The 12,409-nt window shown below is 70.8% G+C and carries 16 protein-coding genes; 10 read left to right on the top strand and 6 right to left on the bottom strand.

Going from position 1 to position 12,409, the window contains the following annotated elements; all coding sequences use genetic code 11:
* The first annotated feature begins 263 nt into the window (after nt 1-263).
* Nucleotides 264-635 carry a nuclear transport factor 2 family protein gene (locus ABEB28_RS26975; RefSeq protein WP_345731018.1) on the top strand — a complete coding sequence of 124 codons (372 nt, stop codon included), beginning with the start codon at nt 264-266 and terminating at the stop codon, nt 633-635.
* A 6-nt stretch (nt 636-641) separates the two neighbouring features.
* Here ABEB28_RS26975 and ABEB28_RS26970 read toward each other — a convergent pair whose 3' ends face one another.
* Nucleotides 642-1,283, bottom strand: coding sequence for a TetR/AcrR family transcriptional regulator (locus tag ABEB28_RS26970; protein WP_345731017.1), 642 nt, complete (start codon nt 1,281-1,283; stop codon nt 642-644).
* Nucleotides 1,284-1,403: 120 nt separating this feature from the next.
* On the opposite strand from ABEB28_RS26970, the gene ABEB28_RS26965 reads away from it, so the two are divergent.
* Complete coding sequence (locus tag ABEB28_RS26965) at nt 1,404-2,252, top strand: SDR family oxidoreductase (protein WP_345731016.1); 849 nt, start codon at nt 1,404-1,406, stop codon at nt 2,250-2,252.
* A 19-nt stretch (nt 2,253-2,271) separates the two neighbouring features.
* Here ABEB28_RS26965 and ABEB28_RS26960 read toward each other — a convergent pair whose 3' ends face one another.
* Nucleotides 2,272-2,898 (bottom strand): TetR/AcrR family transcriptional regulator, encoded by a 627-nt coding sequence (locus ABEB28_RS26960; protein ID WP_345731015.1) that lies wholly within the window; start codon nt 2,896-2,898, stop codon nt 2,272-2,274.
* Nucleotides 2,899-2,956: 58 nt separating this feature from the next.
* Between ABEB28_RS26960 and ABEB28_RS26955 the strand changes: the two genes are divergently transcribed.
* Nucleotides 2,957-3,844, top strand: a complete 888-nt coding sequence (locus ABEB28_RS26955) for a Vgb family protein (RefSeq protein ID WP_345731014.1) — start codon at nt 2,957-2,959, stop codon at nt 3,842-3,844.
* 16 nt (nt 3,845-3,860) lie between these two features.
* Here ABEB28_RS26955 and ABEB28_RS26950 read toward each other — a convergent pair whose 3' ends face one another.
* Nucleotides 3,861-4,451 (bottom strand): helix-turn-helix domain-containing protein, encoded by a 591-nt coding sequence (locus tag ABEB28_RS26950; protein WP_345731013.1) that lies wholly within the window; start codon nt 4,449-4,451, stop codon nt 3,861-3,863.
* A 59-nt stretch (nt 4,452-4,510) separates the two neighbouring features.
* On the opposite strand from ABEB28_RS26950, the gene ABEB28_RS26945 reads away from it, so the two are divergent.
* Nucleotides 4,511-4,759, top strand: coding sequence for a putative antibiotic biosynthesis monooxygenase (locus tag ABEB28_RS26945; protein WP_345731012.1), 249 nt, complete (start codon nt 4,511-4,513; stop codon nt 4,757-4,759).
* A gap of 18 nt (nt 4,760-4,777) precedes the next feature.
* Here ABEB28_RS26945 and ABEB28_RS26940 read toward each other — a convergent pair whose 3' ends face one another.
* Together ABEB28_RS26940 and ABEB28_RS26935 are read right to left on the bottom strand one after the other, a co-directional pair.
* Nucleotides 4,778-5,770, bottom strand: a complete 993-nt coding sequence (locus tag ABEB28_RS26940; RefSeq protein WP_345731011.1) for an NADPH:quinone oxidoreductase family protein — start codon at nt 5,768-5,770, stop codon at nt 4,778-4,780.
* Between the two features lie 35 nt (nt 5,771-5,805).
* Nucleotides 5,806-6,186 carry a MerR family transcriptional regulator gene (locus ABEB28_RS26935; RefSeq protein WP_345731010.1) on the bottom strand — a complete coding sequence of 127 codons (381 nt, stop codon included), beginning with the start codon at nt 6,184-6,186 and terminating at the stop codon, nt 5,806-5,808.
* 406 nt (nt 6,187-6,592) lie between these two features.
* On the opposite strand from ABEB28_RS26935, the gene ABEB28_RS26930 reads away from it, so the two are divergent.
* The 5 genes from ABEB28_RS26930 (at nt 6,593) to ABEB28_RS26910 (ending at nt 9,330) form a co-directional block, all read left to right on the top strand.
* Entirely contained in the window at nt 6,593-6,943 is a 351-nt protein-coding gene (locus tag ABEB28_RS26930) for a VOC family protein (protein ID WP_425559000.1), read from the top strand.
* 19 nt (nt 6,944-6,962) lie between these two features.
* Nucleotides 6,963-7,304 (top strand): YciI family protein, encoded by a 342-nt coding sequence (locus ABEB28_RS26925; RefSeq protein WP_345731008.1) that lies wholly within the window; start codon nt 6,963-6,965, stop codon nt 7,302-7,304.
* Nucleotides 7,301-7,501 carry a hypothetical protein gene (locus tag ABEB28_RS26920; RefSeq protein ID WP_345731007.1) on the top strand — a complete coding sequence of 67 codons (201 nt, stop codon included), beginning with the start codon at nt 7,301-7,303 and terminating at the stop codon, nt 7,499-7,501. The genes ABEB28_RS26925 and ABEB28_RS26920 overlap by 4 nt, the downstream gene beginning before the upstream one ends.
* Before the next feature lie 109 nt (nt 7,502-7,610).
* Nucleotides 7,611-8,360 carry an SDR family oxidoreductase gene (locus tag ABEB28_RS26915; protein WP_345731006.1) on the top strand — a complete coding sequence of 250 codons (750 nt, stop codon included), beginning with the start codon at nt 7,611-7,613 and terminating at the stop codon, nt 8,358-8,360.
* A gap of 46 nt (nt 8,361-8,406) precedes the next feature.
* Nucleotides 8,407-9,330 (top strand): RNA polymerase sigma-70 factor, encoded by a 924-nt coding sequence (locus tag ABEB28_RS26910; RefSeq protein WP_345731005.1) that lies wholly within the window; start codon nt 8,407-8,409, stop codon nt 9,328-9,330.
* Between the two features lie 71 nt (nt 9,331-9,401).
* Here ABEB28_RS26910 and ABEB28_RS26905 read toward each other — a convergent pair whose 3' ends face one another.
* Nucleotides 9,402-10,148 (bottom strand): SAM-dependent methyltransferase, encoded by a 747-nt coding sequence (locus ABEB28_RS26905; RefSeq protein WP_345731004.1) that lies wholly within the window; start codon nt 10,146-10,148, stop codon nt 9,402-9,404.
* A gap of 75 nt (nt 10,149-10,223) precedes the next feature.
* Between ABEB28_RS26905 and ABEB28_RS26900 the strand changes: the two genes are divergently transcribed.
* Nucleotides 10,224-12,374 carry a heavy metal translocating P-type ATPase gene (locus ABEB28_RS26900; RefSeq protein ID WP_345731003.1) on the top strand — a complete coding sequence of 717 codons (2,151 nt, stop codon included), beginning with the start codon at nt 10,224-10,226 and terminating at the stop codon, nt 12,372-12,374.
* The last annotated feature ends 35 nt before the right edge of the window (nt 12,375-12,409 follow it).

Below are 12,409 nucleotides of genomic sequence, written 5' to 3'. Positions count from 1 at the left end.
CCATGGGCCGGAAGGGGCGACAACCATCTCGGCGGTCACCCGAAACGGCGACAACCACCTCACGCCGACTCCGTGTTCCCTGCGGGCTCGTGGCCGGTACGGGGTTCTTCCGGCAGGCACCCGGCGCCGACGCAGTGGTGTCCACGCTGCTGCCGGACGGGAGCTCCGAGCCGGACCCCGACACGATGTCGAGAGCCGGCAACCGGCTACGACTCCCTGCAGTGGCGCCCGTGGGCGTCGGAGGGACTACCGGAGAGGGCCGCATGAACGCGTCACCGAACAAGCAGCTCGTGGAGACCTACCTCGACGGCTTCCGGACCAACGATCACCAAAAGATCCTGTCCTGCTTGACCGAGGACATCCGCTGGACCGTGTTCGGACACTTCTACCTGACCGGCAAGGACGCCTACGCCGACGCCATCGAAGGGCCCGGGTGGGTCGGCCCTCCCCGGCTCGACGTGGTGCGGATGGTCGAGGAGGGCGACACCGTGATGGCCGAGCTCAGCGGGTGGGCACCTCAGGAGTCCGGCGAGCCGGTGCGGATGTCGATGGCGGAGGTGTTCGTGATCCGCGACGGCAAGATCGCCGAGCGTCGCGCCTGGGTGATCCCGCTCAGCGAGAACGAACACCGCTGAGGTCGATCATGCACCGGCGCGGGCCGACCCGCCCTCGGGCGAACGCGGGCGCAGGCCGTTGAGGCTGGTGGTGACGACGCGGTCGGCGTACTCGGCGGTGAGCGGCCCGGTGCGCTGCAGCCACCGGTTGAGCAGCGGCCCCCAGATCAGATCCATGGCGACGTCGAGGTCGAGGTCGTCGGCGAGCTGGCCGGCTCGCTGGGCGCTGCGCAGCCGTTGCCGCTTGAGCTCCTTCAGTGGAGCGTCCAACCGTTCGAGGTACGCGGCGGCCAACTCCGGGTCGTGCGCGATCTCGGTGGCCAGGGCGCGCATCGGCTCGTCGTACCGCGGATCGGTCAGCTCCGCGACCGTGGCGCGGAGCACCGTCTTCAGATCGGCTTCCAGGTCGCCGGTGTCGGGCAACGCCGCAGGCTCGCCGGCGCCGTCCTCGCTGAGCATCAGGAAGGCGTCGAACAGGACCGCGCCCTTGGACGGCCACCAGCGGTAGATGGTCTGCTTGCCGACCCCTGCCCTGGCGGCGATGCCCTCGATCGTCAGCTTGACGTACCCCACCTCCTGCACCAGCTCGAACGCCGAGGTGAGAATGGCGCGCCGGGAGGTTTCCTTCCGGCGCGCGGCGTTGGCAGTGGCTCTGCGTTCGGTGGTCACCCCTGCACCCTATCCGTTTTGCAAGACGGAACGTCTCGTCTTGACGCGCCGTCGATCCGCTCGTACAGTCACGACAGACGACGAGACGGACCGTCTCGTCTCGGTGAAGCGGAGATCACTATGCGCACCTCAGCCCCTTCCGCCCCCCGCACCTGGTTCGTGACCGGCGCCAGCCGCGGCCTGGGCCGTGCGTTCGCCGTCGCCGCGCTCGAACGCGGAGATCGAGTGGTCGCCGCGGCCCGCAGCATCGTCCCGACCGATTTCGACGAGCGTCACGGTGACCGACTGCTGGCGCTGACGCTCGACGTCACCGACCGGGCAGCGGTCTTTGCCGCCGTGGACACCGCCATCCAGCGATTCGGGCAGCTGGACGTCGTCGTCAACAACGCCGGCACGATGTCCTCGGGGATGGTCGAGGAATTCACCGAAGCCGAGGCGCGGGCCCAATTCGAGGTCAACTTCTTCGGAGCACTCTGGGTCAGCCAGGCAGTGCTGCCGCACTTGCGGGCCCGAGGAGCCGGCCACATCGTGCAGATCTCGAGCATCGCCGCGCTCGGCGGCTTCCCGAGCACCGGGATGTACAGCGCGAGCAAGTTCGCGCTGGAGGGCATGAGCGAGGCCCTGGCGATGGAGGCGGCGACCTTCGGCGTCAAGGTCAGCATGGTCCAGCCCGGCGGCTACTGGACCGACCTGTACACCAGCATGGCCTCCACCACCCCGATGGAGACGTACGGCCCGCTCCGCGCCGAACTTGAGCGGCAGTGGGCGGACGGCTCGATCGACAGCGAGCCGCGACTCGCCGCCGAGGCGGTAGTGAAGCTCGTGGACAGCGACGACCCGCCGTTGCGGCTCCTGCTCGGCAGCATGGTGTACGACCTCGCGTTCGACATCTCGCGTCGGCGAATGGACACCTGGGCCAGCTGGGAGCCGGTGAGCCGGGCAGCCGAACACGCCGTGCCTGCACCCTGACGCGGGCCCGGGCCGCGCGTCAGGCCTCGAAGGCGCCTGCTCGCGCGGCGGTGGCGGCGTCTCGGGCGGCGTGGTCGGCCAACCGGACGCCGGCAGCCGTTCGCAGGAGCACCAGCTCGTGGTAGAGCGGAGCGGTGGCCGCGATCAGCAGCCGCCGGGCGTCGGTCCGTGCCGAGATCTCGCCGCGCTCGATGGCCCGCCGCACGATGACGGCGCACCGGTCGTACCGGTCGGCCCAGAACACGCGAAGGGCGTCCGCTGCCTGCTCGGATCGGAACGAGGCGGCGATCAGCGCGGTCGTGATCGGGGAATCGCCCGTCAGCGCGGCGTAGACCTCGCGGTTCACCGCGATGAGATCGTCGTCGAGGGAGCCGGTATCGGACGGACGCCACTCGTCTCCGGCCGCCTCGGCGAGGACGTCGGCGAGTAGTCCACCGACGTCACGCCAGCGCCGGTACACGGTGGTTCGGTGGACGGCGGAACGGTCGGCGACGGCGTCCATGCTCAGCGCGTCGTAACCGTGTTCCACCAGTTCGGCGCGGACTGCGTCCAGCACGCGTCGGCGAACCTCAGCGCTGCGGCCACCGGGCCGACGCGCGGGACGCGCCTCGTCAGAGAAGTCGGTTTCCACTCGCTGCGGGCTCATGGTTTGATGCTATCGCTACATTAGTAGCGTTAAGAAGCTCACGGACGGAGCCGCCCACGTGACACCCGCCATCCAGGAGTACGTCGTGACCGACCGGGACAGCGGCCCCTACGCCGTCGTCACCGGCCCGGACAGCGCGCTGTGGTTCACCATGGTTCACAGCGGACGCATCGGCCGAGTCGCACCCGGCGGCGAGCCCGTCAGCCACCAGCTCGATCCGGCGAGCGGGCCGAGCATCATCGCCGTCGGTCCGGACGGCGCGCTGTGGTTCACCGAGTACCGAGCCCACCGCATCGGCCGCATCACCACCGACGGGGCAGTCACCGAGTTCGCGCTGCCCACTCCGGAGTGCGGGCCGTTCGGCATCGCCGCGGGGCCGGACAGCGCCCTGTGGTTCACCGAGAGCAGCGCCGACCGCATCGGCCGGATCACTACGGACGGCCGGGTCACCGAGTTCCCGCTCCCGACCACCGGAGCGTTCCCGTCCGCGATCACCGCGGGCCCCGACGACCGCATGTGGTTCACCCTCAACCAGGCCAACGCGATCGGCAGCATCGGCATGGACGGCGCGATCACGGTTCACCCCCTGCCGACCGAGGCCGCAGCTCCGGTCGGCATCACCGCCGGACCGGACGGGGCGGTCTGGTTCGTCGAGATCGGCGCCGGCCAGATCGGACGAATCACTTCCGGCGGGACGATTCGCGAGTTCCCGTTGCCGGACCGCGCCGGCCGACCCCACGCCATCACCGCGGGTGCCGACGGCGCGCTCTGGTTCACCGAGTGGGGTGGGAACCGCGTCGGCGCGCTCACCCCGGACGGTGCGGTCACGGCCCACCCCTTGCCGACCCCGAACTCCGAGCCTCACGGCATCACCCTCGGACCCGACGGAGCGCTCTGGACGGCATTGGAGATCGGCGCGCTCGCCCGCATCGCGTCACCCGAGTAGCGCCGGGCGGTAGTGATCAGCGGCGGGACTCCCGCGGTCGGGCGCGGACGTGCATCCGCTCGCCTTGACGGCCGAGAATGCTGAGGATCTCCACGGGGTGCTCGCCGACGCTGCCGAACCAGTGCGGGAGCCGGGTGTCGAACTCCGCCGCCTCGCCGGCTCGCAGGAGGAAGTCGTGCTCGGCGAGGACCAGGCGGAGTTGGCCGGACAGCACGTAGAGCCACTCGTAGCCCTCGTGGACGCGGAGGTCCGGCACGGTCTGATCTGCGGGAATGACGACCTTCCATGCCTGCAACGAACCGGCGTGCCGAGTCAGCGGCAGAACCGTGCGGCCGTTCGCTTGGCGGGCTACGAGCCGTACTCGCGGGTCGCCTACCTGCGGCGCACCGACGAGCTCGTCCAGCGGGACCTGGTGGGCCTGCGCGATCGGCAGCAGTAGCTCCAGACTAGGTCGCCGCTGACCGCTCTCCAGACGCGAGAGGGTGCTCTTGGAGATCCCGGTGGTTTCGGCAAGGGCCGTGAGGGTGATGCCGCGCTGGGTCCGTAGGCGCCGTAGTCGAGGGCCGACCTCGGCCAGCGTGGCCGTGATGGCAGGCGTGTGCTCCACGTTCCCAGTATTGGCAACAACCTTTGCCGCTCTGACACCCGCCCGCGCAGGCTATGCCCATGAACACATCTGAGACGACCCCCAGCCGCGTCGGCCCGCCGCCCCGTCACCACTTGGCCGTGATGATCTGGCTGGCCGTTTTCCCCACGCTCACCGTGCTCCAGCTGCTGCTCGGCAGCCTGCTCCGCGGCACGCCGACCGTCCTGCGGACGCTGGTCCTCGCCACGATCGCGGTGCCGATCGTCGTCTACGGCCTCCTGCCACCACTGCAGCGCTTGCACCGGCAGCTGCTCGCCCCCCGACGCTGACGTCGAGGGGCGCACCGCTCAGGGACGGAGGACCAGCTTCCCCGTCGTCGCCCGTGCCTCCAGACGGGCCAGGACGTCGGGCCCGTCCTCCAGGTCGTAGGCGGCCGGATGGCCGGGCACCACGACTCCCGCCGTGCGCAGCGCGTCGACCTCCGCCATCACCTCGGCGAACATGTCGGGTGCCACCTGCCCGAGCACGCCGATGTGCAATCCGATCACCTGGACCTGGTGATCGAAGACCAGCTGGTGGTTGGTGACCGAGGCCTCCCCCGCGGCGAGCCCGTAGACGACGACCCGGCCGGTGACCGGCCGGGCCGCGGCCAGGCTCGCGGCGAACGTCGCGCCGCCGACGGACTCGAGCACCAGGTCGGCTCCTCGGCCGCTGGTCAGCTCCCGCACCTGGGCCGCGAGGTCGGAGCGGCCCGGGTCGACGACGTGGTCGGCGCCGAGCGCCCGCACGACGTCGTGCTTGGGCATGGACGCGGCGGCGATGACGACCGCGCCACGATTTTTGGCCGCCCGCACCGCGGCCTGCCCCACCCCACCGGCGGCGGCGTGGATCACCACGGTCTCTCCGGGCTCGAGGCGGCCCAACGGCCGGAGCGCGGCCAGCGCGGTACCCCAGTTGAGAACGAGACCGAGGGCCTGGTGATCGTCCCAGCCGTCCGGCACCGCCACCGCGGTGGACGCGGGGAGCACCAGGTACTCGGCGAAAGCGCCGTAACCGGTGCCCAGCACGTGCTGACCGATCTCGACCCCGGTCACGTCCCCGCCGGAGGCGACGACCTCACCGGCGCCTTCAAAACCGGCGAGGTACGGCGGCTGCGGGCCACCGCGGTAACGACCGTAGGTCTGCGTCACGTCGGCGAAGTTGACCCCCGCGGCGGCGACGCGGATCAGGACCTCTCCTGGTCCCGGCGTCGGCACCGGCGCGTCGGTGATCAAGCGCATGTCTTTCGGGCCGTGGAACGAGGTCTGCTGCAGGGCCCGCATGTGGTGCTCGGTACTCATAGCCGGACGCTAAAACCCTCACGGTTGTGTGAGGGTCAAGCCTTCTGCGGGCCCTCCGCAGCCGTGCGCGCGGCACCCAGGTACGCGTCGAGCGCATCGCGGTTACGGCGGAGGATCTCGATCCGCCGGTGCAGGTGCTCCCGCTGCTCGGCGACCTGCGTGAGCATCCGATCGCACGGAACCCGGGGCATCAGCGCGGTCGGCGCCTCGACGAACGGCAGGATGTCGCGGATGATCCGAGTCGGGAGTCCACTCTCGATCATGCCGCGGATCTGCTCGACGCGTTCGACCGCTTCGTCGTCGTAGCGGCGGTAGCCGTTCGCGCAGCGCGTGGAGTACAGGAGCCCCTCCTCCTCGTAGTAGCGCAGTGACCGCACGCTGACGCCCGTCCGCCGGGACAACTCTCCGATCTGCATGACACCCATCATGCGACGCCGCCGAACCCGGCAGCCGGCTCGCGGCACCTGGCTGAAATCGAAGCCGCCGAGGATTCGGGCGGCCCGGTTGTCGGATCCGGCCGTTCGCAGATCGTCTTCTTGGTAGAGACACCGACAACGGAGGTCGAAGAGATGACTGCAGCACGGCCCCAGCCCGCTCCGACCAACTATCGCCGGGTCACACCGTGCCTGGTCGTGAACGGCGCCGCTAACGCCCTGGCCTTCTACGCGGACGTGTTCGGCGCGACCGAGCGCATGCGGTCCCCGGGCCCCGGCGGGATCATTGTGCACGCGGAGATCGAGATCGGCGACGCGGTGCTGATCGTCGAGGACGAGGACCCGCAGCGCGGCACGACCGCGCNACGTGTTCGGCGCGACCGAGCGCATGCGGTCCCCGGGCCCCGGCGGGATCATTGTGCACGCGGAGATCGAGATCGGCGACGCGGTGCTGATCGTCGAGGACGAGGACCCGCAGCGCGGCACGACCGCGCCGCCCGAAGGCGGCCTGCCCGGTACACCGGTCTTCCAGTTCGTGTTCGTGGAGGACGTCGACGCGGTCGTCGCGCGAGCTGCTGAGCTCGGTGCCGTCGTGCGGCGCCCACCGGAGAACCAGTTCTACGGTGACCGGGACGCGTTCATCGTCGACCCGTACGGGCACGCCTGGACGGTCGCCACTCACGTCGAGGACGTGGACCCGGACGAGATGAACCGGCGGATGGCCGCCCTGTTCGCCTGACGGAGGAGACGGGGAAACCATGAAGTACGTGCTGATGTTCGCCGACACCGAGCAGTTCACCGCCGACCTGGCCGCCATGGACGACGCGGAGCGAGAGCGCGCCTACGCCCGGGTGCACCAGTGGTTCGTGGACAACGCCCCCAAGATCACCCACCACGCGCACCTGATGCCGCCGGACACCGCCACCACGCTGCGCCTCGACCACGGTGATCCGCTGATCACCGACGGGCCGTACGTGGAAGGAAAGGAGATCGTCAGCGGCTACGCCGAGATCGACGTCGCCGACCTCGACGAGGCGCTGCGGATCGCGAAATCGTGGCCGGCCTGCCCCATCGTCGAGATCCGCCCGATAGCGGGATGACCCCAGCGGCGCACGACGAGTTGGCTCGTGTGGTCCGGAACCACACGAGCCGGCACCTGTTCCATGCCACCCGAGCCGAGCTGCTGCGCGATCTCGGCGACCAGGATCAGGCTCGCGCGGCGGACGAGCGGGCGCTCGCTCTGACCGGCAATCCGGCGGAGCGGAGCCTTCTACGCCGCCGCTTGACCTGGCCCTGACGCCGACACACCGCGCATCGGCGCCCCCATGTCACAGGACTCCGGGCTGTCTCGTCTCGGTCTCGAAGAGAGGTTCCGCGAGGGACACACCCACGGCAAGGAGCTGGTCATGAGCAAGATCGCGCTGGTTACCGGGGCGAACAAGGGGATCGGTCGCGCGGCGGCCGAACAGCTGGCCGCGCTGGGCATGACGGTCCTGCTCGGGGCGAGGGACCCGCACCGCGGCGAGGAGGCCGCAGCCGGCATCCGCGCGGCGGGCGGGGACGCGCACGCGGTCGTCCTGGACGTCACCGACCACGCCGTCGTCCGGGCGGCCGCCGAGCAGATCGAGGCGCGCTTCGGGCACCTCGACGTGCTGATCAACAACGCCGGCATCACCGGCTCCGGGCAGGTCTCGCCCCTGGACGCCACCGATCAGATTCCGAGCGGCGTCGAACTGGACATGGTTTGCGCGGTATTCGAGACCAACGTCTTCGGGGTCATCGCGGTCACCAACGCGATGCTGCCGCTGCTGCGGCGGTCACCGGCGCCGCGCATCGTCAACGTCAGCAGCCACGCCGCGTCGCTGACGCTGAACAGTGATCCGGAGGGCCCGTTCACCGCGCTGCTGCCGTCGGCAGCGTACTCGCCGTCCAAGAGCGCGCTCAGTGCGTTGACCGTGCAGTACGCCAACGAGTTCCGCGAGGACGGGATCCTGGTCAACGCCGCCGCTCCCGGCTTCGTCGACACCGACAGCAACAACCACACCGGGCACCTCACACCCGCCCAGGGTGCCGCCGTTCTGGTGCGCCTGGCCACGCTCGGTGCGGACGGACCGACCGCCGGCTTCTTCAGCGCGGACGGCCCAGTGCCATGGTGATCGGTGTCGTGGTGATCGGTGTCGTGGTGACCCAGAGGAGCAGGCGGTGACCCGGATCGAGGAGTTCGAGGAGCTGCGGCCGCTGCTGTTCTCGATCGCCTACCGGATCCTCGGCAGCGTGAGCGAGGCCGAGGACGCGATCCAGGAGACGTGGCTGCGGTATGCGGCCACCCCCACCCAACCGACCTCGGCCAAGGCCTTCCTGTCGACCACCGTCAGCCGGATCTCCATCGACGTGCTGCGCTCTGCCCGCGTCCGGCGGGAGGAGTACACCGGGCCGTGGTTCCCCGAGCCACTGCTCGCCGACCCGTACGAGGATCCGGCGCGGTCAGCGGAGCTGGCCGACTCGGTGTCGATGGCGGCCCTCCTGCTGCTCGAACGGCTCAGCCCGCTCGAACGCGCGGTGTTCGTGCTGCGGGAGGTGTTCGGATTCGGGTTCCCCGAGGTCGCCTCCGCGGTGGGGCGGTCGGAGGCCGCCTGCCGCCAGCTGATGGTGCGGGCACGCCGCCACATGGACGCGGGTCGGCCGCGATTCGAGGCCGACCGCAACGAGCGCGACGAGCTCGCCGGGCGATTCCTCGACGCGTTCCGGGACGGGGACCTCGACGGGCTGCGGGAACTGCTCGCCGCCGACGTCCAGCTGATCGCCGACGGCGGCGGCAAGGCACCACGGTGGGCGGACCGTTTCGTCGGCCTGGAGCACGTGGCCGGGGCGCTCGCCACCCTCGTCGAGGCGTTCGCACGGATCGGCGGACGGGTAACGCCCCACCTGGTGAACGGAGAGCCCGGCGCGGTCTTCCACGACAGCGACGGCAAGGTGTTCAACACCTGGGCGCTCGACATCGTCGACGGCCAGATCCAGACGATCCGTACGGTGAACAACCCCGATAAGCTCCGGCACCTCGGGCCGGTGGCGGACGCCTGGGCGGCCCTGCGCGAAGCGGGCGTCACTCCACCGACCGGCAAGTAGCCCTTCAGGGCGGCGATCGGCGCGCAGCGGCTGGGCCGCCCCATGCCGGTCGCGGTCCCCGGGACGGCTCCTCAGCGCCGCATCAGCGCGAACACTCCCCAGCCGAGCAGGTGCCTGCGGAAGCGGGTGTGGCGCAGTGGATCGTGCTCCAGCTCGGCGCGGAGCTCCGGCGCGAGCTCGTCGTCGGGATTGGCATCGAGCCACCGGCGGATGTTCATCCACTGCGCCGCCGCGTACCGATCCCAGCTGTCCTCGTCGGCCAGCACCATCTCGACGACGTCGAACCCCAGCCCGCCGAAGCGCTCGACCAGCCCCGGCAGGGTGTTGAAGTCGTCGCGAGTGGCGGCGTGGCAGCCCTCGATCGCTTCCTGGCTCGGAGGCTCCGAGCGCCAGAAGCAGTCACCGATCAGCAGGACGCCGCCCGGTCGCAGCTGACGTTCGAGGAGCGCGACGGTACCGGCGGCTCCACCGCCGATGTGCGTGCCGCCGAGACACGCCGCGACATCGACCAGCTCGGGCGAGGCGTAGGTGGAGGCGTCGCCGTGCACGAACGTCACACGATCGGCGACGCCCAGCTCCGCAGCACGCTCGCGCGCCGCGGAGACAAAAACGGTACTGATGTCGACGCCGGTGCCGGTGACGCCGTGGGCCGCGGCCCAGGTGCACAGCAGCTCGCCCTTGCCGGAGCACAGATCGAGGATCGACGCTCCGGCCGGCATGCGCAGCGCCGCTCCCAGCGTGGCGAGCTTCTCCGGGGTGAACGGGTTGAGGATCCGGTGAGTGCTCTCCCGGATGGTGAAACTGCGCGGCAAATCCACGGCCATGAGTCTGCTGCACGCCCTTGCCACCCATACCCCGTAGGGGTATACCTAGTGGCGAAGGAGGTGGTTGTGATGCGCTCCTACCCGAGCAGCCACGACGTTTCCGCGGCCACGACGACACACGTCCCGGCCGCCCACGGCGCCGCCGAGCACGGCGTCCACAGCGAGCACGGCCACAGCGCCCACAGCGGCCACGAGCACGGCGGGCACGGTCAGGGTGGGCACGACAAGCACGCCGGCCACGACCCGGAGGCCTTCCGTCGAAAGTTCTGGCTGAGCCTGGCGCTGACCGTGCCGATCGTGCTGACCAGCCCGATGGTCATGGACTGGTTCGGCTACCGCCTGGACTTCCCGGGCATCGACTGGGTCGGACCGACGCTGGGGTCGGTCGTGTTCCTCTACGGTGGCTGGCCGTTCCTCGCCGGAGCCGTCACCGAGATCCGGGACCGCGCGCCCGGCATGATGCTGCTGATCTCGATGGCGATCACCGTCGCCTACGTCGCGTCGCTGGCAACCGCGCTGGACCTGTTCGACCTGGACTTCTGGTGGGAGCTGGCCGCGCTGGTCACCATCATGCTGCTGGGGCACTGGCAGGAGATGAAGGCGATCGGTCAGGCGCAGGGGGCGCTGTCCGCCCTCGCCGCGCTCCTGCCCGACGACGCCGAGCGCGTCGACGAACACGGCGGCACCCAGCGGGTTCGGGTTTCCGAGCTACGCGTCGGCGACGTGGTGCTGGTCCGCTCCGGTGGCCGGGTACCGGCCGACGGCCGGATCACCGACGGCAGCGCCGAGTTGGACGAGTCGATGATCACCGGAGAGTCCCGCCCGGTCTCCCGCGGCGCCGGGGACCGCGTCGTGGCCGGAACGGTGGCTACGGATTCGGCGATCCGAGTGGAGATCACCGCCGTCGGCGAAGACACCGCGCTGGCCGGCATCGGCCGTCTCGTGGCGCAGGCGCAAGCCGCGGGCGGACGGGCACAGGTGCTCGCCGACCGGTTCGCCGCGCTGCTGTTCTACATCGCCTCGGCGGCGGCGTTGCTGACGTTCGTCACGTGGTGGGCGCTCGGCGATCTGGACCAGTCCGTGGTGCGGACGGTGACCGTGCTGGTGATCGCGTGCCCGCACGCCCTCGGGCTGGCGATCCCGCTGGTGATCGCGTTGTCGACCGCGGTGTCGGCGAAGGCGGGAATCCTCGTCAAGGACCGGCTCGCGCTGGAGCGGATGCGTCACGTCGACGCGGTGCTGTTCGACAAGACCGGCACCCTGACCAAGGGCGCGCACACCGTCACCGGGATCGCCGCAGCCGGCGACCGCAACGAGGACGACGTGCTGCGGGTCGCCGCGGCCGTGGAAGCCGACAGCGAGCACCCGTTGGCCCGGGCGATCGTGACGACCGCCGCCGGCCGGGAGCTGGCCGCGACCGCCACCGGTTTCCGGTCCCTCACCGGGCGCGGCGTGCAAGCCGTCGTCGACGGCGTCCCGTACGCGGTCGGTGGTCCGGCCCTGCTGCGCGAACTGGGCGCCTCGGCGCCCGACGACCTGGCCGCGTCGACCGGGGCGTGGTCGCAGCGCGGCGCCGCGGTCCTGCACCTGGTCCGCGTGGACGGGGCGCCGGAGGTGCTCGGCGCCTTCGCGCTCGAGGACGAGGTGCGGCCCGAGGCGCGCCAGGCCATCGCCGAACTGCGTGACCAGGGCGTCGGCAAGATCGTCATGATCACCGGTGACGCCCGGCCCGTCGCCGAGGCGGTCGCGGCCGACCTGGGGTTCCGCCCCGGCGTCGACGAGGTGTTCGCCGAGGTGCTGCCGGCCGACAAGGACCGTGCAGTCGCCGACCTGCAGGCTCGCGGGCTGACCGTGGCGATGGTCGGTGACGGCGTGAACGACGCGCCGGCGCTGGCCCGAGCCGACGTCGGCCTGGCCATCGGCGCGGGCACCGACGTCGCGATCGAATCCGCCGGGGTGGTCCTCGCCTCCTCCGACCCGCGCGGGGTCACCGGCGTGATCCGGCTCTCACGGGCGTCCTACCGCAAGATGGTCCAGAACCTCGCTTGGGCCGCCGGCTACAACGTGATCGCCATCCCGCTGGCGGCCGGGGTCCTGGCGTGGGCCGGGATCACGCTCAGTCCCGCGATCGGCGCGGTGCTCATGTCCGCATCGACGATCGTCGTCGCGCTCAACGCCCAGCTGCTGCGGCGGGTCCGGCTCACTCCGACGCCGGTCTGACCGTAGAGGCGAACAGAGGCGGGGACACCCGAACC

Source organism: Cryptosporangium minutisporangium, from assembly GCF_039536245.1.
Taxonomy (GTDB): Bacteria; Actinomycetota; Actinomycetes; order Mycobacteriales; family Cryptosporangiaceae; genus Cryptosporangium; species Cryptosporangium minutisporangium.
Note: the sequence above shows the minus strand (reverse complement) of the source record. Positions and strands in the feature narration are given on the sequence as shown.